Origin of the sequence: Streptomyces sp. NPDC090499 (assembly GCF_044769305.1) — a bacterium.
GTDB lineage: Bacteria > Actinomycetota > Actinomycetes > Streptomycetales > Streptomycetaceae > Streptomyces.
The window spans coordinates 1-21,273 of the sequence record NZ_JBIVXP010000031.1 but is presented as its reverse complement, the minus strand read 5'-3'; the positions used below and the strand labels follow the sequence as shown (position 1 = coordinate 21,273).

Sequence of the window (21,273 nt, the reverse complement as noted above, 5' to 3'; positions counted from 1 at the left end):
TCCTCGCCGGCTCACGGGCCCTGTCGTGTGACGGCCTGGGTGACAGCCTCCCGCGCGCGTCGGCATCGATCGCATGTTGCGGGCGGGGCCGGTCACCATTCGTAGGGGTTCGAGGGGGCTCCGTACGGATCCTGCGGACCCGGCGCCCGGTGGTCGGGGGTGCCGAACCGGCCGGTGCCGCCAGGTGCCGGGCGGCCCGGGGTGCCGTACCGGTCCGTGCCGGACGGCGCCGGGTGCGGCGCCGCGGTGTGCGGGCCGGGTACCGGGCGCGGCGGGCTGCCGCCGCGGTTGCGGGGGGTGCGCGAGCGGCGTCCGCCCGGTGGGCGTGAGTGCGCCGTTCCGGCCGGCGCCTTCGGCGGACCGTTCCGCCCGGCCGCCTGCCGGTCCCAGTCCGCCTCGCCCAGGACCAGCAGCGGGTCGAACATCACCACCACCCCGGCCAGCAGCAGGAACACGATCGGGCCGAGCAGCATCGGCAGCAGCAGTGAGGTGGGTGACGCGCTCGACCAGGAGGTGGCGGACGCCGGGTGCACATCGACGCTCACGGCCGCCATGGCGGTGTAGTGCATGCCGGACACCGCGAGGCCCATCACCAGGCTCGCGCCCAGGCTCGCCGTGAAGCCCCGCACCGACACGGCCGCCCACAGCGCGGCCGTCGCCGCCGCGATCGCGATCAGGACGGAGAGGCCGACCGTCACCCGGTCGTAGTGAATCGTTCCGTCAAAGCGGAGCGCGGCCATGCCCAGGTAGTGCATGGCGGCCACGCCGAGCCCGGTGACGACGCCCGCCGTGCACAGCGTCCCCGTGGTCGCGCCCCGGTAGCCGACCGCGAAGACGCCGATGCCGACCACCAGGATCGCCACCGCCAGACTGAGCAGGGTCAGGCCCACGTCGTAGCGGACCGTGGTCTCCCGGACGTGGAAGCCGATCATGGCGATGAAGTGCATCGTCCAGATGCCGCAGCCGATCGCGGCCGCCCCCAGGGCGAGCCAGCCGGGCCGCCACGACTCCCCGTGGTGGTACAGCGACCTGACGATGCAGCGCAGCCCCAGCGCGCCGCCCAGACAGGCCATCAGATAGGCCGCGACCGGAGTCACCGCGCCGTAGTGGAAACCTTCCGTCGTGCCGTGCATGTGTGCAACTCCCCCCAGAGTCACGGCTGTTGTGGGGGAAGGTACTACGCGCCGGGGGCGTGCGCCGGGGCGTTCACCGGGACTTCAGCTGTCTCTCGGGAACAGGGAACGGCAGCGCCGCCGCAGGGCTGGTTTCCGGCCGCGGCGCGGGCGGCTCCGGGGAACTCAGGGTGCGACGATCTTGATCGCGCTCATCCAGCCGTGCCCCTCGGGCCGGGTCTGCAGGGCCATGTGCAGCAGCTGGATGCCCTCCAGCTCCCGGGCGTGCCGCAGTCCGCCGACGACCACCGGATTCAGCCCGCCGGAGGAGACCAGCTCGGCCACCTGGTCGCGGGCGGCCGCGTCGTCTCCGGCGATGAACACGTCCAGCGGCAGCCCGCCCACCTCACCCGCGACCAGCGAGCCCGCGAACGTCGTGTTGAAGGCCTTCACCAGGTGCGTGCCCGGCGCGGCGGCCTCGGCCAGCTGCTGGGCGCCGGAGCTGTCCGCGGGCACCGTGAGCGAGTCGAAGGTCGAGAAGTCCACGGGATTGGAGATGTCGACGACGGTCTTCCCGGCGAGTTGGTCCCCGTACTCGGTCACGACCTGCTTCGCCGCGTCGAACGGCACGGCCAGCACCACCACGTCCGCCGACCCGACCGCGTCCGGCACCGCGGGCGCCACGTCCGCCCCCGGCGTCCGCGCGCCCAGCGCGTCGGCGAGCGTCGCGGCCTTGGCCGGATCCGTGCCGACCAGCCGCACCGTGTGCCCGCCCGCCAGCGCCCGGGTGGCGATACCGCCCGCCATGTTGCCTGTGCCGACGATGAAGACCCGCATGCGTGTGCCCCTTCCGTGGGGTGGGAGCTGCCGACGGTCGGTCGGGGGTGCGAGACTGTTGCATTCGTTCTGAATCATGATAAATCGGTCGGCTTGGCCTGGCTCGGGCTGGTGCCCGCACCCGGGCGTGCGCGTCCAGGGTCCGCCGATCGCGCCGGGTTCCCCGCCCCGCTTCCCCGGCGGCCGGCCGCGGCGGATAGCGTGTCGATCATGGCGGACTGGAAGGTGCGGCCGGCGTCGGACGCGGACGTCGAGGCGGTGGCCGAACTGCGTGCCGTCGTCATGCGGGACGACCTGGAGCGGCTCGGCCGGTACGACGAGCAGCGGGTCCGGCAGCGGCTGCGGGACGGGTTCGACGCGGCCCACACCTGGGTGATCGAGGCGGCCGGCGCCTTCGCGGGCTGTGTGGCGCTGCGGCCGGCCGGTGACACCCGCCGGCTGGAACACTTCTATCTGGCCCCGCACGCGCAGGGCAGGGGCATCGGCTCGGCCGTGCTGCGCGAGTTGCTGGAGCGGTGCGATCGCGACGGCGTCCCGGTACGGCTGAACGTCCTGCAGGGCAGTGCCGCCCGGCGGCTGTACGAGCGCCACGGGTTCCTGGTCGAGAGCGAGGACCGGGTGGACGTGTTCATGGTGCGCCTGCCGTCCCCGTGAGCGTCGTTCCGTTCCGAACGTCCCGTCCTGCATAGGGAAAACCCTCGAACGACCTCGACCTGGCTGACATGTGCGGGTCAAATCTGGAATCCTCGCTCAGCACACGCTTTCTCCCCGGCGTGTCCACGGATCACGGACCACGCACCTTCCCGGATCCCGGTTCCCGCACAGCTCAGCTCTTCCCGGACAGCACATCCCCGTCTGCCCGGTCTGTCACCGGCCGCGACCCGGCGGCCGCAGCAGGAGGAGTACGAGTGAGACGTCTTCCCCACAGACGGGCCACGGTAGGAGCCGCTCTGGTCTCCACCGCGGCCTTCCTCGCCGTCGGCATCCAGTCGGTCCCGGCGAACGCCAAGCCCGCCACCCCCCACCCCAGCCCCCTGCGCACCGGCGGCGTGGAGGCCAGGCTCACCCCCGCCCAGCACAGCGCGCTGCTCAAGAGCGCCCAGCAGAAGACCGCCGCGACCGCCCGCACCATCGGCCTCGGCGCCAAGGAGAAACTGGTCGTCAAGGATGTCGTCAAGGACAACGACGGCACCGTGCACACCCGTTACGAGCGCACCTACGCCGGTCTGCCGGTCCTCGGCGGCGACCTGGTCGTGCACACCCCGCCCGCGTCCCTCGCGGCCGGCACCGTGAGCACGACCTTCAACAACAACAGGCACACCGTCACGGTGCCCACGGTCAGCGCGGCCTACAGCAAGTCCGCCGCCCAGACCAAGGCGCTCAAGGCGGCGAAGGCACTCGACGCGCAGAAGCCCGTCGCCGACAGCGCCCGCAAGGTGATCTGGGCCGGGAACGGCACCCCGAAGCTCGCCTGGGAGACCGTGATCGGCGGCTTCCAGGACGACGGCACGCCCAGCAAGCTGCACGTCGTCACGGACGCCACCACCGGCAAGGAGCTCTACCGCTACCAGGCCGTCCAGACCGGCACCGGCAACACCCAGTACAGCGGCACGGTCACCCTGAACACGACGCTGTCGGGTTCGACGTACCAGCTGTACGACACCACGCGCGGCGGCCACAAGACGTACAGCCTCAACAACGGCACGTCGGGCACCGGCACCCTGATGACCGACTCCGACGACGTCTGGGGCACCGGATCCGGGTCCAACACCCAGACCGCAGGCGCCGACGCGGCCTACGGCGCCCAGATGACCTGGGACTTCTACAAGAACACGTTCGGTCGCAGCGGCATCAAGAACGACGGCGTCGCCGCCTACAGCCGCGTCCACTACAGCACGGCGTACGTCAACGCCTTCTGGGACGACGACTGCTTCTGCATGACCTACGGCGACGGCACGAGCAGCACCCATGCCCTCACCTCGCTCGACGTCGCGGGCCACGAGATGAGCCACGGCGTCACCTCGAACACGGCGGGGCTCAACTACACCGGCGAGTCGGGCGGCCTGAACGAGGCGACCTCCGACATCTTCGGCACCGGCGTGGAGTTCTACGCCAACAACTCCACCGACGTCGGTGACTACCTCATCGGCGAGAAGATCGACATCAACGGCGACGGCTCGCCGCTGCGTTACATGGACGAGCCGGACAAGGACGGCTCGTCGGCCGACAGCTGGTACTCCGGGGTCGGCAACCTCGACGTGCACTACTCCTCGGGTCCCGCGAACCACATGTTCTACCTGCTGTCCGAGGGCAGCGGCAGCAAGACCATCAACGGCGTCACGTACAACAGCCCGACCTCCGACGGCGTCGCCGTCGCCGGTATCGGCCGGGCCGCGGCCCTGCAGATCTGGTACAAGGCGCTGACGACGTACATGACGTCCAGTACCAACTACGCGGGCGCCCGCACCGCCGCCCTGAACGCGGCCGCGGCGCTGTACGGCACCAGTTCCGCCCAGTACGCGGGTGTCGGCAACGCGTTCGCCGGCATCAACGTCGGCAGCCACATCACCGTGCCCACCTCGGGCGTCACGGTCACCAACCCGGGCAGCCAGTCCTCGACCGTGGGCACCGCGGTGAGCCTGCAGATATCGGCGAGCAGCACCAACAGCGGCTCGCTGACCTACGCGGCGACCGGCCTGCCGACCGGGCTGTCGATCAGCAGCTCGACCGGCGCCATCACCGGCACACCCACGACGGCGGGCAGCTACAGCACCACCGTCACGGTGACCGACTCGACGGGTGCCACCGGCACGGCCTCCTTCACCTGGACCGTCAGTTCCAGCGGCGGCGGGGGCACCTGCACCTCGACCCAGCTGCTCGGCAACCCGGGCTTCGAGTCGGGCAACACCACCTGGACCGCCACCAGCGGTGTCATCACCACCGACAGCGGTGAGGCGGCCCGTACCGGTTCGTACAAGGCGTGGCTCGACGGCTACGGCTCCACCCACACCGACACGCTGTCCCAGTCGGTGACGATCCCGTCCGGCTGCACCGCGACCACGTTCACCTTCTACCTGCACGTCGACACGGCCGAGACCACGACCAGCACCCAGTACGACAAGCTGACGGTCACCGCCGGTTCGACCACCCTGGCCACGTACTCCAACCTCAACGCGGCCTCCGGGTACGTGCAGAAGTCCTTCAGCCTCGGGTCCTACGCGGGCTCGACCGTCACCCTGAAGTTCAGCGGTGTCGAGGACTCCTCGCTGCAGACCAGCTTCGTCGTCGACGACACCGCCGTCACGACCGGCTGACGTAGCGCAGTGGAGTGTCCCGCACCCGCGAGCCGGGTGCGGGACACTCGTGCACGTCAGCTCAGCGGGTCGAGCGTGAGGTACGCCTGCTGCGGACTGCCGTCGTTGACCAGGGACTCCTGGTTGCCGACGTCGTCGAAGGCGAAGGCGTACGCCTTGCCGTCGGCCGTCTGGGCGTGGACGGCGCGCGCGTACTGGTTGGTCACCGCGTCCTTGTAGAAGTCGGCCGGGTTGGTGTCCGGCTGGTTCGAACTCGTCAGCAGAGTCGACCGGTTGAAGCCAGCGCAGAGCGTGCGCGAGATCGGTCCGCGGACCAGGTCGTTGGGCGCGTCGAGGAGGTTGTGGCAGCCGAAGATGCTGTTCGCGTCGGGCTTCTGGAAGCTCGTCACCACCGCTCCGGCCGAGTTGGTGAAGTTCATGACGTTCCCCGAGACCCGGCCGTAGTACCTGGTGTTCGGCTGGTCGGCGAACGGCGTGACGGTCAGGGTCGACGTCGTGTACTTCGACCAGACCCGGTTGACGTAGTCGTCCATGACGGTCGACGGAAGCGCCCCCGTCTCCACGCCGTAGAGCGGGGAGAGCGCGCGGAGCACGGTGCCGTCGGAGCGGGTCTGGACGAGGTTGGCCCAGCCGCCGGACTGGCCGCGCAGGGCGCCGAAGAACCCGTTGTAGCCGCCCGACCTGAGGTGCCCGGTGCTCGCCGTGCTGCCGTCGGAGCGCTGCACCCCGACCGCGTACGGCACCGAGAACATGTCCACCTGGGTGCTGTTGATCCACAGGCCCGAGTCGTTCAGCGTGTACTCGGACCAGTTGAAGAGGATGTTCCGGTTGGGGTCGGTCGGGTTCTGCACCGCGGGCTGCACCAGACCGCCGGTGGTCAGCCGGAAGTCGAGCTTCTGGCCGTAGGAGAAGTAGATCCGGCCGGAGAACTTCGGGATCCGGATCGTCTTCGACTGGCCCGCCGCCGGGCCCGTGATCGAGGCGTCCGGCGCCGGGGTCGGTGGGTTGCCGCCGGCCGGCCAGGCGTGGAAGGTGCCGTTCGCGTCGGCCCAGCCCTGCTGTCCCGAGGAGAGCTGGGTGCCGAGGTCGTAGACGTACACCTGGTCGCCGCGGCCGGAGTTGTTGGTGATCTTCAGCGGGATCGTGTCCGGCACGGCCGCCCCGGCCGGCGCCGGCGTGCCCAGGGCGAGCGCCCCGCCGATCAGCGCGGCCGCCGCCGTGAACGGCAGCGCCCGGCGTACGAGTCCTGTGCGCACTCTCCACCTCCGTGTGGGGTCGGGGTTGGCCCGGAAATTGGTCCGGACCAATTCTGAGAGCGCTCTCAGGTTGGCGGCAGGTCGGGTCCATGTCAACAAGCTGGACGAAAACGGGGCCCGCCGGTCGGCGGGCCCCCGTAACCGGGTGGAGCGGGTGGATCAGAAGGTGCGCTTCAGCAGGTCGAGCAGCGCGGACCAGTGCCGCTCGTCGGCCTCGGCGGAGTAGGCCGGGGTGTCGGCCTGCGTGTACCCGTGGTCGGCGCCCCGGTAGATCTCGCAGGTGTTGCGGACCCCGGCGGCGGTGAGCGCCGCCTCGAAGGTGGCGATCTGCTCCTCGGTCATCGACTGGTCCTGGTCCGCGAAACCGAAGTACAGCTCCGCGGTGATCCGGTCGGCCAGCAGGTGCGGGCTGTCCGCGTCGTCGGTGACCATCCGGCCGCCGTGGAAGCCGCCCGCGGCGGCGACCCGGTCCGGGAACGCGGCGGCGGTGCGCACGGCGAGCCGGGCGCCCATGCAGTAACCGGTGATCGCCACCGGTCCGTCGGCCACCAGCGGGCTCTTGGCCAGCCAGTCCAGGTAGGCGGCCGAGTCCCGGTCGCTGAGCTCGGGGGTCAGCGACATCATGATCGGCATGATCTGCTGCCAGATCGTCGGGTCCACCGAGGGGTCGATGAACTCGGGGAGGTCGATGACCGGAGTGCGGCCGCTGCGGTAGAAGACGTTCGGGAGCAGGACCGTGTAGCCCGCGCCGGCGAGCCGGTCCGCCATCGACTTCAGGTGCGGACGGATCCCGAAGGCGTCCTGGTACAGGAGCACGCCCGGGTGGGGCAGTCCGTCGGCGGGGTGGGCCAGGTAGGCGTCGGCGACGCCGTCCTCGGTGGTGATGTCCACGTCGGTTCCCTGTACGGCGGTCATGGCGCAAGTGCCTCTCTGTGGAGTCGGCGTCGGGGTGGGGGACACCCGGCGCGGCATGTCACGATCATCGTGGCACGCGGGGGTGAGAGAGCTGCGGACGGGGGATCCTCGAGTTCACTCGAAGCGGGAGGTGTCGCCGGCGCCCCGGCGCACGATCTCCGCCTCGCCGCCGGAGAAGTCGATGACCGTGGTCGGCTCGGTGCCGCACTCCCCGGAGTCGACCACCGCGTCCACCTGGTGGTCCAGCCGGTCCTTGATCTCCCAGCCCTGGGTCAGCGGCTCGTCCTCGTCCGGCAGCAGCAGGGTGCTGGACAGCAGCGGCTCGACCATCTCCGCCAGCAGCGCCTGGGTGACCACGTGGTCGGGGATGCGGACCCCGACGGTCTTCTTCTTCGGGTGCAGCAGCTTGCGGGGCACCTCCCGGGTCGCCGGGAGGATGAAGGTGTAGCTGCCGGGCGTCGACGCCTTCACGGCCCGGAACACGTCGTTGTCGACGCGCACGAACTGGCCGAGCTGCGCGAAGTCCCGGCACATCAGCGTGAAGTGGTGCCGGTCGTCGAGATGCCGGATGGTGCGGATCCGGTCGATGCCGTCCCGGCTGCCGAGCTGGCAGCCCAGCGCGTAGCAGGAGTCGGTCGGATATGCGATGAGCGACCCCGAGCGGACCGCGTCGGCGATCTGCGAGATGCTGCGCGGCTGCGGGTTGTCGGGGTGCACGTCGAAGTACTTCGCCATCCGCCGAGCTTATGCCGTACGGCGACTTCCGGCCGAGCGGGGCGCTGCGCAGCGGTGCGGGGCGCTGCGCTGCGCTGGGAGTGCCGAGATGTGTCGTCCGTCGTCTGCGGCGCCGTCGTGGCTGGTCGTGCAGTTCCCCGCGCTCCTTCGGGGGCGCTGCCGACCGCGGGCCGTCTGCGGCGCCGTCGTGGCGGGTCGCGCAGTTCCCCGCGCCCCTTCGGGGCGCTGCCGGGCCGTGGGCTTCGAGGTGTCGGCGGCCTCGGGAAATCGGTGTGCATACCCCGGGGATTCCTGGGCACCCGAAGAATCGGCCACCCCGGGACCCTCCCCCCGGTCCCGGGTGAGGCTTCCTCCGTCGGCGGCCCTTCCCCCGAGGGCCGCCGGCGGAGCCGTGCCCGCCGGTCGGGACCGGGCTTCGTCCATCGGGTAACGTCCGTGGACCGAGGCCGATGCGAGGGACGAGGGGCAGGGCGAGATGGCAGGCCGAGCAGGCGAGGGCCCGCGGCACCCGGCACTGCACGGCGACGGCTGGGCCGAGCGGCTCCTCGACCACCTGCGTCCCGGCGCCCGCGACCCGCGCCGGGTCGTCGCCTGGCTCGCCGGCGCCGTGCAGGGGACCGTCTGCCTCCAGGACGCCGACGGCACCCTGCTCGCCGGGACCCCGGTCCCCCTCGACGCGGATCTCGCGGCAGGCGTGCGCGCCGGGCGGATCTCCGCCGCCGCCGTCCAGGACGGCGACCGCCACCTGCGGCTGGTCGCGGTCCGCGCCCCCGATCCCCGTCCGGCGGCCGCCGCACTGCTCGCCGTGGCCCGCGAGGCGCCCTTCGACCGGCGCGCCGCGGAGATCGTCACCCACAGTGCCGGTGTCGTCGAACTCCTGCTGCGCGAACGGGAGCTGACGGCCGCCGGGCACCGGCTGAGGCGGGCCACCGCCGACCTGCGCCTGGCCATCCTGCAGCTCCTGATGGTGGAGGACACCGTCTCCGCCCGCCGCGTCGCCGCCGGCCTGTGGCCCGGACTGCTCGACACCGACAGCGCCTGCGTCTACATCGTCGAGGGGCACCCGGCGGAACGCGACGGCCTCGCCGAGGACTGCCTGGTCGTGACCCACGGCCAGGCCCTCGTCGTGCGCTGCCCCGCGATGGACGGCCACGTCATCGTCCTCAGCCCCGCGCCCGCGACGGCCGAGCGGCTGCGCTCCGTCGTCGACGGCCGCCCCGGCACCTTCCTCGGCGGCAGCGTCCGGCAGAACCTGGCCCGGACGGCCACCGCCTACGGCCAGGCCGTCAGCGCGCTCGCCGTCGCCCGTTTCCGCCCCGGCCAGGCCGCCGTCTACGCGGAACGCACGCACCCGGAACGGCTGATGGACCCGGGCGCGCTGCACGCCTGGTCCGCCGCCGTGCTGCGGCCGCTGGACACCCTGCCCCACCACACCCGCGCGGAACTCCTCGCGACCACCCGTCTCGGCCTGGAGTTCACCGCCGTCAGCGCGGCCAAGGTCCTCGGCGTCAGCCGCAACACCGTGCGCGCCCGCATGGACCGGGTCGAGGCGCTGCTGGGCGCGGACTTCTCCGACCTCACCGTGCGCGCCGCCGCCCACCTGGCCCTGAACACCGAGGCGGCGCTGACCGAGGAACGCGCCGCCACGGTACCGGCGCCGTCCGGTGCGCGCCCGGGCGACCTGCTGGCCGGTCCGGCGCTGCGCGGCTGGGCGCGCGACCTGCTGGACCGGCTGGTCCGGGACGGCCGCGACCTGCGCGGCACCCTGCGCGCCTGGATCGCCGCCGGCGGCAACGCCGAACGCGCCGCCCAGGAGCTGGGCGTGCACGCCCAGACCGTCCGCGAACACGTCCGGGGCGCCGAACCCGTCCTGGAACGCCAGCTGCTGGCCGCCGGCACCGACCTGTACGAGGTGGTCCTGGCCCATCTCGCCCTCGGGGACCTCGCCGTCCCCGCCCTGCTGCGGGCGAATCCGGGCCAACCGGACTCACCTGTGCACGGGTGAGCCCTGAACGGGTACGAACGGGCATCGGCGCGATACCCAACGGCGGGATCCGGACGTATGTTCACGATGTGCGGGGGCACGACCGGAACGGGGGACCGGTCGAGGCCCCCGCCGTCCCGGTCGCGCCCCCCGCGACGCCGGTTCACGCCTCCAGACGAACCGGGATCTCCTGCCAGCCGAACGCGATGAACGACGGCACCTGCCGCAGCTCGTCCGCCCCGGCCGCCAGCCGCAGCCCCGGGAACCGCTCGAACAGCGCGGGCAGCGCAGCCAGCGCCTCCGCCCTGGCCAGCGGCGCGCCGATGCAGCGGTGCACGCCGATCCCGAACGCCAGATGGTCGTCGCCGCCCCGGGCCGCGTCGAACGCGGCCGCGTCCGGCCCGTAGCGCGCCGGGTCCAGGCCGGCCGCCGCATACGTCGTGATGATCGCGTCCCCGGCCGGAACGGTGACGTCCCCGACCTCCAGGTCGCTCACCGCGAACCGCAGCGGCAGCGAGGCGATCGACGGATGCACCCGCAGCGTCTCGTCGATCACCGCGTCCCAGCCGACCTTCCCGGCGCGCACCGCCGCCAGCTGCGCCGGATCCGTCAGCAGCGCCACGGCCGCGTTGCCGATCAGGTTGACCGTGGTCTCGAAGCCGGCGCCGATCACCAGCAGCAGCGTGTACAGGAGTTCCTCGTCGCTGAGCCGGTCGCCGTCCTCGTCGCGGACCCGGATCAGCTCCGTGGTCATGTCGTCGCCCGGGTGCTCCACCTTGTACGCGATCAGCCCGCCGAGGACCGTGCCGATCCGCTCCTGCACGAACGCGGCGTGCTCGGGGGTCGGGTCGGAGGTGTCCATGATGGCCGCGATCAGCGCGCCGGTGTCGTCCCGCATCTCCTCGGGCACGCCGAACAGTTCGCAGATCATCCGCATGGGCAGCGGCTGCGCGAGGCCGGCCCGCAGGTCCACCACCGAGCCGTCGGCGCCCTCGGCCGCCAGGGCGTCGAGCAGTTCCGCGGCGATGGCCGCGACCCGCGGCCGCATCGCCTCGGTACGGCGGTGCGTGAAGCTCGGCGCCACCAGCCTGCGCAGCCGGGTGTGGTCGGGGCCGTACGCGGAGAGCATGTTCACCACGCCGATCCAGCTCACCACCCAGCCCCAGGACGGGTGTTCGCCGATCTCCGGCCAGAGCCGCCAGTGCTTGCGCGGGTCCTTGCTGACCCGGGGATCGAGGATGAGTTCCTTGAGGACGTCGTAGCCGGTCGGCGCCCACGCGGGTATGCCGCCGGGCAGTTCGACGGGCACCACGGGGCCGAGGGCGCGTAACCGTGCGCTCTCGGCCGGGATGTCGGAGCCGAACGGGTCGAGAGCGATGCGGTCGGTGACGGTCACGACGACTCTCCAGGCTGGTCGGGGGAGCGGGGACTGAACCGGACGGGCAGTGAGGTCAGCGAGCGGTGGAACGGGCCGGGCCGCCAGCTGAGCTTCTCGCGGGGCAGGACCGGGTCGAGGTCGGGCAGCCACAGGGTGAGCCGTTCGATCGCCTCGGTGGCGATGAGCAGCGCGTGGTGCCGGACCGGGCAGGCGTGCGGGCCGGCGCCCCAGGACAGGTGCGAGGCGTCCGAGGCGTGCCGGCCGCTGGTGACCTCCCGTTCGGCGAACAGCCCGACGGCGCCGAAGGAGACCACCACCGGGATCGCCGGCCTGACCCACGCCCCGTGGAAGGAGACCGGCCGGCGGGCGTAGTAGATGCCGTAGTTGGCCAGCGGGGTCTCGTGGTGCAGCACCTCGACCACCGCGTCCATCACCGGGCGGGCGCCGCTGGTCAGCGTGGAGTAGTAGTCGGGGTTGCCGAGGATCCGGGAGAGCGCGTTGGAGACGAGGTTCGTGCTCGGTTCGTAGCCGGCGCCGAGGGTGAGGAACACCTGCCAGGTGACCTCCTCCGGGGTCAGCCGGGCGGGATGGTCCAGGAGCATGCTAGGCAGGTCCTCGCCGGGCTCCTCGACCTTGGTCGCGATCAGCCGCAGCACGTACTCGACGAAGTCCGCCTCGCCCGCGGCCGCCTGCGCGCCGCCCTCCATCATCTTCAGCAGGCCCTCGTTGAGCCGGTCGCCCTGGCTGTCCGGCAGCCCGAACAGGTTGTTGAAGACCAGGGCCATCAGGGGCCGGGTGAAGTCGGTGACGAGATCCGCCTCGCCCCTGGGCCCGAACCGGTCGACCAGCAGCCGGACCGCCCGGTGCACCAGCTGGCGCAGGTCGTGCGGCTCGATCAGGTCGAACACGTCGATGAGGGTGGCGCGGTAGCGGATGTGCGCGTCGGCGTCGGAGAACAGGGCGTTGGGCCGCCAGCGCATCATGCCGAGCAGCGGGGAGTCCTCGGGGACGGTCGCCTCCCAGTCCCGCGGGTCGTGCGAGAAGGTCTCCACGTCCCGCAGCACGTCGAGGGCGGCCCGCCGTTCGGTGACCACGTACGCCGGGGTGCCCGGCGCGAGCTCGGCCCAGCCGACCGGGCCCTGGGCGCGCAGGGCCGCGTAGTAGCCGTGCGGGTTGCGGGCGAACCCGTCCTCCCACAGCCGTACCGGACCCGAGACGGTGAAGGACTGCTGCGCGGTCATCGGGCCTCCGCCGGCCGGTCGTCGATCAGGTGCTGGACGAGGGCGAGCAGCGCGTCCACCGAGGAGCGCGCGTCCCGGGCGTCGCAGTCCACCATCGGGGTGCCCGGCGCCAGGTCCAGCGCGGCGCGCAGCTGGTCGCCCGTGTAGTGGCTCGGCGCGTCGGGGAACGCGTTGAAGGCGACCGCGTACGGCAGCCCCGCCTCCTCCACCAGACCGAGCACGTCGAAGGAGGCGTCGATGCGGCGGCTGTCGACCAGGACCAGGGCGCCGAGCGCGCCGTAGGAGATGTCGTCCCACAGCGTCCGGAACCGGTCCTGCCCCGGCGTCCCGAACAGGTACAGCACGATCCCGCCGGTCAGGCTGATCCGCCCGAAGTCGATGGCGACGGTCGTCGTCTCCTTCTCCCGCACCCCGGCGAGGTCGTCGACGGGGACGGAGGCCTCGGTCAGATGCTCCTCGGTGTGCAGCGGGCGGATCTCCGACACCGAGTCGATCAGGGTCGTCTTGCCCACCCCGAACGGCCCGGTGACCAGGATCTTCACCAGGTCGCGGGCGCCGTCGGGGAGATGGGTGCCGCCCCCGCGGGGCAGCTCACTGGTGCTTGAGGGCGCGGAGGCCATCGGCCACTCTCTTCAGCAGGTCGGGGTCGAACCGTTCGGCGGGCGGGATCGGCGCGCGGGCCTGGACCAGGCCCCGGTCGGCGAGGTCGGCGGCCAGCACCCGCACGGCGGAGAACGGCAGCCGCAGCAGCGCCGCCGCCTCCACCACCGTCAGCGCGCCGCCGGACAGCAGCTCCAGCAGGGCCAGTTCGGCCGCCGGCAGACCGGCGGGCAGCGGAGTCCCGTCACGGGTGAGCACCGTCAGCCGTTCCAGGTGCGGACGGCTGGGCCGGGCCACCCCGCCGGTCGACAGGTACGCGGGGACCAGGGGACGGCCGCCACGGCGGCCGGTCATGCCGGTGCGCCGCCGTCGGAGCCTCTGGGCGAAGCCGCCATCGCCTTCTCGCCCAGCCGGGCCACCTGGGAGTGCACCCGGTGCGCCAGCAGGTCCAGGCGCACCTCCGGGTCGCCGTACGCGGCGACACAGGTGCCGTGGTCGGTCGGCACGATCAGCACGTACCCGTGGTCCGACTCGATGACCACCTGCCGTACGTCGGCCCGGTCCCGGTCCGCGAACGCGGCCGCCGCGGCCCGGCAGGCGCCCTGCACGGTGCTGGTGATCGCGGCGACCCGTTCGGCGCTCGCCCGGGACAGGCCGTCGGTGTAGCCGGTCGCGAGGCCGTCCCGGGTGAGCAGGACGGCGGCCAGTACATGCGGAACCTGCAGGACGGGGTCCAGCACCCATGCCGTCTCGCCCACTTCGCGGCTGCTCATCCGGCCGCCCCTCCTTCGTCGTCGGTCCGCTGGGGTCCGGGCGCGCTCGCCCGCCTGGGGGCCCGCGCCGCCGCGGTGCCGTACTGCAGGGCCGCGAGCGCGGCCGCCGCCTCCTCGGGCCGGCGCGCGGCCGGCTGCGGCTGCGGCACGCCGGGGTCGGCGGCCGGGGCACGGCGCCGCCGCTGCGGCAGACCGCCCAGGTCACCCGGGTCCTCGGGGCCGGGAGCGGGGGTCCGCTCGTGCTCGGCGGCCGGCCCGGCGGCGGCCGGCGACCCGGCCGGCCCGGTCCCGGGCACGGGCGTCTCGGGCGCCTCGCGTACGGCTCCCTCTGCTACGGGCGCCGCGTGTGCCGCGGCCTCCCGCACCGGTTCCCGGCGCACCGAGCGCTCCCGGGTCGACCGCGGCGCGCTCGCCGAGGGGGGCCGTTCGTCCGGGTCGATCCGGCCGAGCAGGTGGGTGTCCACCCGCAGTACCGCGCGGACCCCGCCGTAGGGCGAGGGGGAGGAGACGTCGACGTTCAGGTCGAACTGGCGGGTGAGCTGGCCGATCGCGGCCAGACCCATGCGCGGCGGGTCGCCGAGGTCGGTCAGCAGGATCGGGTCGCTGCCCGCCACCAGCCGCTGGGCGCGGGCCCGTTCGTCCTGCGTCATGCCGAGGCCCGCGTCGTCGACGGTCACGCACACCCCGTGGTGGACGTGTTCCAGATCGACCACGACGTCGGTGTCCGGCGCCGAGTGGCGCAGCGCGTTGTCGAGGAGTTCGGCGACGATGATGGCGACCGGCTCGACCGCGTGCGACACCAATGCGGTGCCCGGCTCCAGGTGGTTGTTGACCCGGACCCGGTGGTAGCCGGAGAGCCGGGCCTGGCCGCCGGTGACGGCGTCCACCACGTGGGACTCCTCGCGGGCCAGCCCCACCCAGGCCCCGCACACCACGGCGGCGACCTGCGCCCGCCGCAGCGACTGCTCGTTCTCGTGGTCCAGCGCGAACAGCGTCTGCGCCAACTCCGGGTCGTCGTAGCGCTGCTGGAGCCCCCGCAGGGCGTCCTGCAACCGGTACAGGGCGGCCTGGATCTCCCGGGTGGCGCCGCGCAGTCCGGCCTGCGCGGCCGCGTCGATCCGGGTGCGCTGCGCGGTCAGCTCCTCGCGCAGCGCGGTGAGCACGTACTCCAGCGCGATCCCGGTGGGGGTCCCGGGTATGTGCTGCCCGGCCGGGCCCGGCACTTTCAGATGCGGATGGGCGAGCTGGGCCGCGGCCGCCGGCATCCGGCGGGCGGCGAGATGCTCGACCTCGGCGATGAACGCGCCCTCGGTGCCCTCCAGCCGGGCGCGCAGCTCCGCCACCTCGGCCCGCAGCACGGCCTTCTGGCGCCGGGACCTGAGCAGGCTGCCGCCGAGTGCGAGCGCGGAGAGCGTTCCGGCGGCGAGACCACCGGCCACCAGTTCCGGTAATTCGATCATGGAATCGGGTTTCCAGGGGGAGTAGGGCAGCAGTGGGCAGGGGGAGCCCGGGGCCCTCCCATGTGGCGCTCGCTGCACAGTACACACCGTCATTGACCGGCCCCGCACGGTGAATCGTTACATCACTGCGAATCCGTTCGGTGGCTGTTCGGTTCTGTGTCAAGTGTCGGAAATGCCGCACGGAGCAGGTGAGTTGGGGCTATGTGCCCGCACTCCGTCACCGTGTGGCGGAGGCCGGTGCCGGCAGGTCGAAGACGTGGGCGGGGGAGATGATCCGGGTGACCGCCTCGCCGAACAGGGTGCTGGGCTCGATGTCGCCCTGGTAGCCGATGTCGGTGTTGAGCAGCACGACCACCGTCGTCCGCGTCGACGGCAGGTAGACGGTCAGGGACTCGTAGCCCGGCAGCGAGCCGTTGTGCCCGATCCACCCCTGGACGTCGAAGATGCCGAGGCCGTACCCGGCTCCCCGGATGCCGGTCGCGGGGGTGGTCAGCCGCTGCTTCTGGACGGCCGGCCCGACCATGGCCCTACCGTCGGGGAAGACCCCGGTGGCCACGGTGCGGGCCCAGGTGTGCAGATCGTCCAGGTTCGAGATCATCGCGCCGGCGGCCCAGCCCCAGGACGGGTTCCAGTCGGCGGTCTCCGCGACCTTCCCGTCCGCCGTCTGGTCCGTGTAGCCCTGCGCGTGCGGGGTGGGGAACTCGTTCCCGGTCGGGAACAGGGTGTGGCGCATGCCCGCGGGCTTCAGGACGTGCTCTTCGAGGTAGTCGCCGAGCCGCTGTCCGCTCTCCTTCTCGACGAGCAGGCCGAGCAGGATCAGGTTGGTGTTGGAGTAGGAGAACTTCTCCCCGGGCCGGAACATCGCCGGATGCCGGAACGCGTACCCGAGCAGCTGCCGCGGCGTGAAGGAGCGTTGCGGATCCGAGGTGAGGGCCTTGAAGAAGCCCGGGTCCTCCGAGTAGTTGAACAGCCCGCTGCGCATCCCGGCCAGGTCCCGCAGGGTGATCCGGTCGCCTCCGGGCACGCCGTCGACGTACCTGCCGATGGGGTCGTCCAGGCCGACCCTGCCCTCGTCGACGAGTTGCAGCACCGCGGTCACGGTGAACGTCTTGGTCTCGCTGCCGATCCGCATGTACAGGTCGCGGGACATCTTCTGCCCGGTGGCCTTGTTCGCGACCCCGAAGGAGCGAACGTAGTCGCGCTGCCCGGGCGTCCGGATGCCGACGGTCACGCCGGGCACGTCCGCCTCGCGCATCACGTGCTGGACGACCGCGTCGAGCTGTCGGGCCAGCGCCGGCGTCATCTCCCGGACACCGGAGCTGCCGGACGGCGACGGGGCGGGCGACGGGGCGGGTGACGGCGCGGCGAACGCGGCCGGTGCGGGGGCGGGCGCCGCGACGAGGGGGACGGTGAGCGTCCCCAGCGCGACGGCGACCGCGGCCCCCCGGCGCAGCAGGGCGGAGATGTGCGGCATGGGCTGACTCCAAGCACGCGGGCGGAACGTGCGGTGGGGTCGGACGTCAGAACCCTGAGCTCACAGAATACGAGCACGGCCGCCCGCCCGCCTGCCGAACCGGAGCGCCGTCGGGGCGTGGTCCGCGTCCTGCCGCCCCCGCCGCCGGCCTCACTGCTCGTCGCACACCGGCCGCAGGACCGCCAGCGTCCCGTTGGCCTCGCGCAGCGCCGACTCCAGCGTGGCCGGCCGGTGCAGTGCCCCGCTGCCGTCGGGCGGCACCAGCCACTCCAGGAATCGCGTGGGCCGGTACGGCGGCGGTACGGCGACCCATGCCCCCTTGGTCGTGTACCGCAGCCCGGCCCCGATCCAGCCGCCGGACGGGTCGGGCGGCAGGAAGAACCCGACCCGGCGTGCCGCGGTGTCCACCAGCGTCGGTCCGGGCACCGGCAGGGACGGCCGCCACAGCAGGTCGAGCGTGAGCAGACCGAGCCGGTCCGGCACGCTCAGCACGTCCCAGAAGCGGCCTGCCTCCAGCAGCGAGACGCCCTCGCCGTGGTCCCACTCCCACTTGCACGCCCGGGGGTCCGCCGAGGCCGCCGCGAGCCATTCCACGCCCTGCATCCACATCCTGTTCGTCATGCACCGCTCCGCGATATCCCGCCCCCCTGTTCCGCACGCAGGGGAACGACCGGCGCCGGGCACTCGGCGCCCCCGCACGCCAACCCGGCATATGCATGCTGGTAGATATTTCTAACTGGCGGAAGGGGTGGCGAACCATGGCGTTTGAGGGCGAATGTTCGAACACTGCACAGTAGTGCGAGTGTTGCTCAAAACACCGTTCATTTCCCGGTGACACTGCGCGCTCGATTCGGTCGTCGTCGCAATTGATTCGAGCGTCATATCTTGCCGTGGGGCTGATATCGGTCGTACGCTCGCGCTGTTCCGTCGCCGTCGCTCGACCGGGGGTACTTCATGGACCGCACCCGACTGCACGCCCTCCTGGCCCGCGAGAGCGCCGAGGCCGAGCGGCGAAACCCCCGCTCCCGGGCGGCATATGCAGACGCCGGCCATCTCTTCGGCCGGGTCCCGATGACGTGGATGAACAAGACCGCCGGCGCCTTCCCCCGGTACCTGGCGACCGCCCGCGGCGCCCGGGTCACCGACGTCGACGGGCACACGTACATCGACTTCTGCCTCGGCGACACCGGGGCGATGGCCGGGCACTCGCCGACCGCGGTGACCGAGGCGGTGCACCGCCGGTTCGCCGAGCTGGGCGGGGCCACCGCGATGCTGCCGACGGAGGACGCGGAGTGGGTCGGCGCCGAGCTGACCCGCCGCTTCGGGCTGGCCCGCTGGAGCTTCTCGCTGACCGCGACGGACGCCAACCGGTGGGCGATCCGGCTCGCCCGCGCCGTCACCGGACGCCCGAAGATCCTCGTCAACAGCTACAGCTACCACGGCAGCGTCGACGAGTCCCTCATCGTCGTCGGCCCGGACGGCAAGGGCGCACCCCGCCCCGGCAACGTCGGCGCGCCCTGCGACGTCACCCTGACCAGCCGGGTCGCCGAGTTCAACGACCTCGACCAGCTGGAGCGCGAACTCGCCCACGGTGACGTGGCGGCCGTCCTCATGGAACCCGCCCTCACCAACATCGGCATCGTGCTGCCCGAACCCGGCTACCTGGAGGGTGTGCGCGCCCTCACCCGGCAGTACGGCACGCTGCTGATCAACGACGAGACGCACACCTTCTCGGCGGGCCCCGGCGGCTGCACCGCCGCCTGGGAGCTGGAGCCCGACCTGCTGACCATCGGCAAGGCCATCGGCGGCGGCATCCCGGCAGGCGCCTACGGTCTCTCCGCCGAGCTCGCCGAGCGTCTCCTCGCCCGCGACGACCTGGACCTGGTGGACATGGGCGGGGTCGGCGGCACCCTGGCCGGCAACGCGCTCTCGGTGGCGGCGACCCGGGCCACCCTGGAGCACGTGCTCACCGACCAGGCCTTCGACCACATGGACCGGCTCTCCGCCCGCTTCGAGACCGGCGTCCGGTCCGCCGTGGCGGCCCACGGCCTGCCCTGGTCGGTCAGCCGCCTCGGCGCCCGCACCGAGTACCGCTTCACCGCCCCGGCCCCGCGCACCGGCACCGCGTCCGAGGCCGCCGCCGACCCCGGCCTCGAGGACTTCCTGCACCTCTACCTCGCCAACCGGGGCATCCTCCTCACCCCGTTCCACAACATGGCCCTGATGTGCCCCGACACCACCGAACAGGACGTCGACACCCACTCCGCGGTGTTCGGCGCCGCCCTGCTCGAACTGGCCGGCTGAGGGCAGGGCGGGGCAGAGGGCAGGCGAACATGGTGCACATGGACGACATCGACCGCGCCATCCTGCGCGAGCTCCAGGCCGACGGCCGTATCGCCTACGCCGACCTGGGCCCGAAGGTCGGCCTCTCCGCCTCCGCGGCCCGGCAGCGGCTGCAGCGGCTGCTGGACTCCCGGGCCGTGCAGGTCGTCGGTGTCACCGACCCGATGGCCATGGGCGGCCAGGCGATGGCACTGCTCGGCATCGGCGTGGACGGCGACCCCCGCGCCGTGGCCGACGCCCTCGCCGGGCACCCCGCGGTGGTGTACTCCGTCTTCACCTCGGGCGGCTTCGACCTGTTCGCCGAGGTGGTCACCCCCGGACCGAAGGACCTGCTCGACTTCGTCAACGACGTGGTCCGGCCGATCGAGGGCGTACGCGAGGTGAGGCCCTTCCCGTACTTCGGCATCCACACCCACCGGTTCCTGTGGGAGGTGGGCTGAGAGCCCGGCCGACGACGGCGCCCCCGGACCTCAGCGGTCGGCCGGTGTCAGGACCAGCATGGTGGCGTCGTCACGCACCTCGTAACCGCCGGTCAGGTCCGCCCACACCAGCTCGGTGAGCGCGACCGCGTCCACGCCCGCGAACCCGGCGAGCCGCTCCGGGAGCGGGTAGAAGCCCCCGGCCCTGTCGCGGGCCTCCCAGACGCCGTCCGAGGCGATGAACAGGCGGTCGCAGGGACCCAGCTCCACCGTGATCTCCTTCGCCGGGTCCACCCCCACCAGCCCCAGCCCGAGCGGGGCCCCGGCGGCGACGAGCACTTCCTGGGCCTGCCCGTCGCGCAGCAGCACGGGCGGCGGATGACCGCAGGCCACGATCCGCACCGACCGCAGGTCGGCGGAGAACTCCAGCAGCAGGGCCGTGGCGAACAGCTCCGCGTGCGGGACGTCGGCGGAGTCCACCGTCAGTCTGCGGTCCATCCGCGTCGCCACCGACTCCAGGTCCGGCAGGTCGAGCACCGCCTCCCGGAACGCGCCGAGCAGCGACACCACCGTGGCGACGGCGGCCAGCCCGTGCCCCCGTACGTCCCCCATCACGGCCCGGACCCCGTACGGGCCGTCGCGCACGTCGAAGAAGTCCCCGCCGACCAGCGTCCCGTGCTGCGCGGCCCGGTACAGCCCCACGCACCCCACCGCGCCGACCCGCTCCGGCAGCGGCGGCAGCACGGACCGCTGCACCGCCTCGCCCACCGCCCGCTCGGTGAGCAGCTGGGCGTCCCGGTGACTGCGCACGTACGAGACGAACACGCTGAGCAGCGCCACGAAGGTGACCGTGAGGAGGTCGGTGTCGCCGGGGTGGTTGAGGTGGGTGGCGGGCACGTTGAGCAGCAGCACCACCAGGCAGCTGAGGACGGCGGTGGCCAGCGGGCCGTAGGAGAGGACGGCGAGCGGCGGAATGGCGCCGAGCAGGAAGCCGAAGTCGTGTCCGTCCGGGCTGATCAGCGTCGCCGCCGTCACGACCCCGAGCAGGACGAGGGGCAGCACCCGAACCCAGCGTGGCGGCGGCGCACCCTGCAGCCAGCCACGACCGTCCCGGTAGCCACGCGACGACCAGCCGCGCACCGAAGTCACATCCCTAAGCTACGCCCGTGACCGGTCACCGCACCTGTCCCGATCATGAGAGCGGCGCCGGGAAAACCCGTGGACGCGTCCGGCCCCGGCCCCTAACGTATGGGCGCACGCCCGAGACCGGACGGAAGGAGGCGAGTGCGATGTACCTCACACCCATCCCGCGCTCCCTCCCCGATTCCCCGGGCGTGACAGGTCAGCGACCCAGCGCACCTTCGGTGCGCGCCGGGGGCGTGGTAAATGTCGTGGCGTGCGCCGAGGTGCTTCTTGTCTGCCCTGCCGTGTG

Annotated in this window: 19 protein-coding genes; 5 read left to right on the top strand and 14 right to left on the bottom strand. The window is 72.5% G+C overall.

The window, feature by feature from the left end:
• Nucleotides 1-92 precede the first annotated feature (92 nt).
• Nucleotides 93-1,133: an MHYT domain-containing protein gene (locus tag ACIQVL_RS49035; RefSeq protein WP_403478957.1), complete on the bottom strand. Its 1,041-nt coding sequence runs from the start codon at nt 1,131-1,133 to the stop codon at nt 93-95.
• Between the two features lie 165 nt (nt 1,134-1,298).
• On the bottom strand, nt 1,299-1,949 hold the full coding sequence (locus tag ACIQVL_RS49030; protein WP_403441383.1) for an NADPH-dependent F420 reductase: 651 nt from the start codon (nt 1,947-1,949) through the stop codon (nt 1,299-1,301).
• Nucleotides 1,950-2,159: 210 nt separating this feature from the next.
• On the opposite strand from ACIQVL_RS49030, the gene ACIQVL_RS49025 reads away from it, so the two are divergent.
• Both ACIQVL_RS49025 and ACIQVL_RS49020 read left to right on the top strand, forming a co-directional pair.
• Nucleotides 2,160-2,603, top strand: coding sequence for a GNAT family N-acetyltransferase (locus ACIQVL_RS49025; protein WP_403478956.1), 444 nt, complete (start codon nt 2,160-2,162; stop codon nt 2,601-2,603).
• Nucleotides 2,604-2,857: 254 nt separating this feature from the next.
• On the top strand, nt 2,858-5,263 hold the full coding sequence (locus ACIQVL_RS49020; RefSeq protein ID WP_403478955.1) for a M4 family metallopeptidase: 2,406 nt from the start codon (nt 2,858-2,860) through the stop codon (nt 5,261-5,263).
• A gap of 56 nt (nt 5,264-5,319) precedes the next feature.
• On the opposite strand, the gene ACIQVL_RS49015 is transcribed toward ACIQVL_RS49020, so the two are convergent.
• From ACIQVL_RS49015 to ACIQVL_RS49005, 3 genes are all read right to left on the bottom strand, one after another.
• On the bottom strand, nt 5,320-6,519 hold the full coding sequence (locus ACIQVL_RS49015) for a glycoside hydrolase family 64 protein (protein ID WP_403478954.1): 1,200 nt from the start codon (nt 6,517-6,519) through the stop codon (nt 5,320-5,322).
• Nucleotides 6,520-6,678: 159 nt separating this feature from the next.
• On the bottom strand, nt 6,679-7,434 hold the full coding sequence (locus ACIQVL_RS49010; RefSeq protein ID WP_403441395.1) for a dienelactone hydrolase family protein: 756 nt from the start codon (nt 7,432-7,434) through the stop codon (nt 6,679-6,681).
• 114 nt (nt 7,435-7,548) lie between these two features.
• A complete protein-coding gene (locus tag ACIQVL_RS49005; RefSeq protein ID WP_403478953.1) occupies nt 7,549-8,169 on the bottom strand; it encodes an L-threonylcarbamoyladenylate synthase in 621 nt (206 codons plus the stop codon).
• A 475-nt stretch (nt 8,170-8,644) separates the two neighbouring features.
• On the opposite strand from ACIQVL_RS49005, the gene ACIQVL_RS49000 reads away from it, so the two are divergent.
• On the top strand, nt 8,645-10,174 hold the full coding sequence (locus tag ACIQVL_RS49000) for a helix-turn-helix domain-containing protein (protein ID WP_403441398.1): 1,530 nt from the start codon (nt 8,645-8,647) through the stop codon (nt 10,172-10,174).
• A gap of 142 nt (nt 10,175-10,316) precedes the next feature.
• On the opposite strand, the gene ACIQVL_RS48995 is transcribed toward ACIQVL_RS49000, so the two are convergent.
• From ACIQVL_RS48995 to ACIQVL_RS48960, 8 genes are all read right to left on the bottom strand, one after another.
• Nucleotides 10,317-11,549 (bottom strand): cytochrome P450, encoded by a 1,233-nt coding sequence (locus ACIQVL_RS48995; protein ID WP_403478952.1) that lies wholly within the window; start codon nt 11,547-11,549, stop codon nt 10,317-10,319.
• Complete coding sequence (locus ACIQVL_RS48990; protein ID WP_403478951.1) at nt 11,546-12,772, bottom strand: cytochrome P450; 1,227 nt, start codon at nt 12,770-12,772, stop codon at nt 11,546-11,548. The genes ACIQVL_RS48995 and ACIQVL_RS48990 overlap by 4 nt, the downstream gene beginning before the upstream one ends.
• Nucleotides 12,769-13,392 carry a GTP-binding protein gene (locus tag ACIQVL_RS48985; protein WP_403478950.1) on the bottom strand — a complete coding sequence of 208 codons (624 nt, stop codon included), beginning with the start codon at nt 13,390-13,392 and terminating at the stop codon, nt 12,769-12,771. Before ACIQVL_RS48985 ends, ACIQVL_RS48990 begins: the two co-directional genes overlap by 4 nt.
• Nucleotides 13,364-13,726, bottom strand: a complete 363-nt coding sequence (locus tag ACIQVL_RS48980) for a DUF742 domain-containing protein (protein WP_362603082.1) — start codon at nt 13,724-13,726, stop codon at nt 13,364-13,366. Before ACIQVL_RS48980 ends, ACIQVL_RS48985 begins: the two co-directional genes overlap by 29 nt.
• Nucleotides 13,723-14,145: a roadblock/LC7 domain-containing protein gene (locus tag ACIQVL_RS48975; protein WP_403441409.1), complete on the bottom strand. Its 423-nt coding sequence runs from the start codon at nt 14,143-14,145 to the stop codon at nt 13,723-13,725. Before ACIQVL_RS48975 ends, ACIQVL_RS48980 begins: the two co-directional genes overlap by 4 nt.
• Nucleotides 14,142-15,605 (bottom strand): ATP-binding protein, encoded by a 1,464-nt coding sequence (locus tag ACIQVL_RS48970; RefSeq protein WP_403478949.1) that lies wholly within the window; start codon nt 15,603-15,605, stop codon nt 14,142-14,144. The genes ACIQVL_RS48975 and ACIQVL_RS48970 overlap by 4 nt, the downstream gene beginning before the upstream one ends.
• Nucleotides 15,606-15,822: 217 nt before the next feature.
• Nucleotides 15,823-17,079, bottom strand: coding sequence for a serine hydrolase domain-containing protein (locus ACIQVL_RS48965; RefSeq protein WP_403478948.1), 1,257 nt, complete (start codon nt 17,077-17,079; stop codon nt 15,823-15,825).
• 150 nt (nt 17,080-17,229) lie between these two features.
• A complete protein-coding gene (locus tag ACIQVL_RS48960) occupies nt 17,230-17,700 on the bottom strand; it encodes a hypothetical protein (RefSeq protein ID WP_403441418.1) in 471 nt (156 codons plus the stop codon).
• A gap of 333 nt (nt 17,701-18,033) precedes the next feature.
• On the opposite strand from ACIQVL_RS48960, the gene ACIQVL_RS48955 reads away from it, so the two are divergent.
• Together ACIQVL_RS48955 and ACIQVL_RS48950 are read left to right on the top strand one after the other, a co-directional pair.
• Nucleotides 18,034-19,383, top strand: a complete 1,350-nt coding sequence (locus ACIQVL_RS48955) for a transaminase (RefSeq protein WP_403478947.1) — start codon at nt 18,034-18,036, stop codon at nt 19,381-19,383.
• Nucleotides 19,384-19,421: 38 nt separating this feature from the next.
• On the top strand, nt 19,422-19,862 hold the full coding sequence (locus ACIQVL_RS48950; protein ID WP_093497173.1) for an Lrp/AsnC family transcriptional regulator: 441 nt from the start codon (nt 19,422-19,424) through the stop codon (nt 19,860-19,862).
• Nucleotides 19,863-19,892: 30 nt separating this feature from the next.
• Here ACIQVL_RS48950 and ACIQVL_RS48945 read toward each other — a convergent pair whose 3' ends face one another.
• On the bottom strand, nt 19,893-20,990 hold the full coding sequence (locus tag ACIQVL_RS48945; protein ID WP_403478946.1) for a PP2C family protein-serine/threonine phosphatase: 1,098 nt from the start codon (nt 20,988-20,990) through the stop codon (nt 19,893-19,895).
• Between the last annotated feature and the right edge of the window lie 283 nt (nt 20,991-21,273).

What these genes read in the sequence shown, in the direction of transcription:
- ACIQVL_RS49035 (WP_403478957.1), bottom strand. Translation starts at nt 1,133, where the DNA reads ATGCACGGCACGACGGAAGGTTTCCACTACGGCGCGGTGACTCCGGTC.
- ACIQVL_RS49030 (WP_403441383.1), bottom strand. Translation starts at nt 1,949, where the DNA reads ATGCGGGTCTTCATCGTCGGCACAGGCAACATGGCGGGCGGTATCGCC.
- ACIQVL_RS49025 (WP_403478956.1), top strand. Translation starts at nt 2,160, where the DNA reads ATGGCGGACTGGAAGGTGCGGCCGGCGTCGGACGCGGACGTCGAGGCG.
- ACIQVL_RS49010 (WP_403441395.1), bottom strand. Translation starts at nt 7,434, where the DNA reads ATGACCGCCGTACAGGGAACCGACGTGGACATCACCACCGAGGACGGC.
- ACIQVL_RS49005 (WP_403478953.1), bottom strand. Translation starts at nt 8,169, where the DNA reads ATGGCGAAGTACTTCGACGTGCACCCCGACAACCCGCAGCCGCGCAGC.
- ACIQVL_RS49000 (WP_403441398.1), top strand. Translation starts at nt 8,645, where the DNA reads ATGGCAGGCCGAGCAGGCGAGGGCCCGCGGCACCCGGCACTGCACGGC.
- ACIQVL_RS48990 (WP_403478951.1), bottom strand. Translation starts at nt 12,772, where the DNA reads ATGACCGCGCAGCAGTCCTTCACCGTCTCGGGTCCGGTACGGCTGTGG.
- ACIQVL_RS48985 (WP_403478950.1), bottom strand. Translation starts at nt 13,392, where the DNA reads ATGGCCTCCGCGCCCTCAAGCACCAGTGAGCTGCCCCGCGGGGGCGGC.
- ACIQVL_RS48980 (WP_362603082.1), bottom strand. Translation starts at nt 13,726, where the DNA reads ATGACCGGCCGCCGTGGCGGCCGTCCCCTGGTCCCCGCGTACCTGTCG.
- ACIQVL_RS48975 (WP_403441409.1), bottom strand. Translation starts at nt 14,145, where the DNA reads ATGAGCAGCCGCGAAGTGGGCGAGACGGCATGGGTGCTGGACCCCGTC.
- ACIQVL_RS48970 (WP_403478949.1), bottom strand. Translation starts at nt 15,605, where the DNA reads ATGATCGAATTACCGGAACTGGTGGCCGGTGGTCTCGCCGCCGGAACG.
- ACIQVL_RS48965 (WP_403478948.1), bottom strand. Translation starts at nt 17,079, where the DNA reads ATGCCGCACATCTCCGCCCTGCTGCGCCGGGGGGCCGCGGTCGCCGTC.
- ACIQVL_RS48960 (WP_403441418.1), bottom strand. Translation starts at nt 17,700, where the DNA reads ATGACGAACAGGATGTGGATGCAGGGCGTGGAATGGCTCGCGGCGGCC.
- ACIQVL_RS48955 (WP_403478947.1), top strand. Translation starts at nt 18,034, where the DNA reads ATGGACCGCACCCGACTGCACGCCCTCCTGGCCCGCGAGAGCGCCGAG.
- ACIQVL_RS48950 (WP_093497173.1), top strand. Translation starts at nt 19,422, where the DNA reads ATGGACGACATCGACCGCGCCATCCTGCGCGAGCTCCAGGCCGACGGC.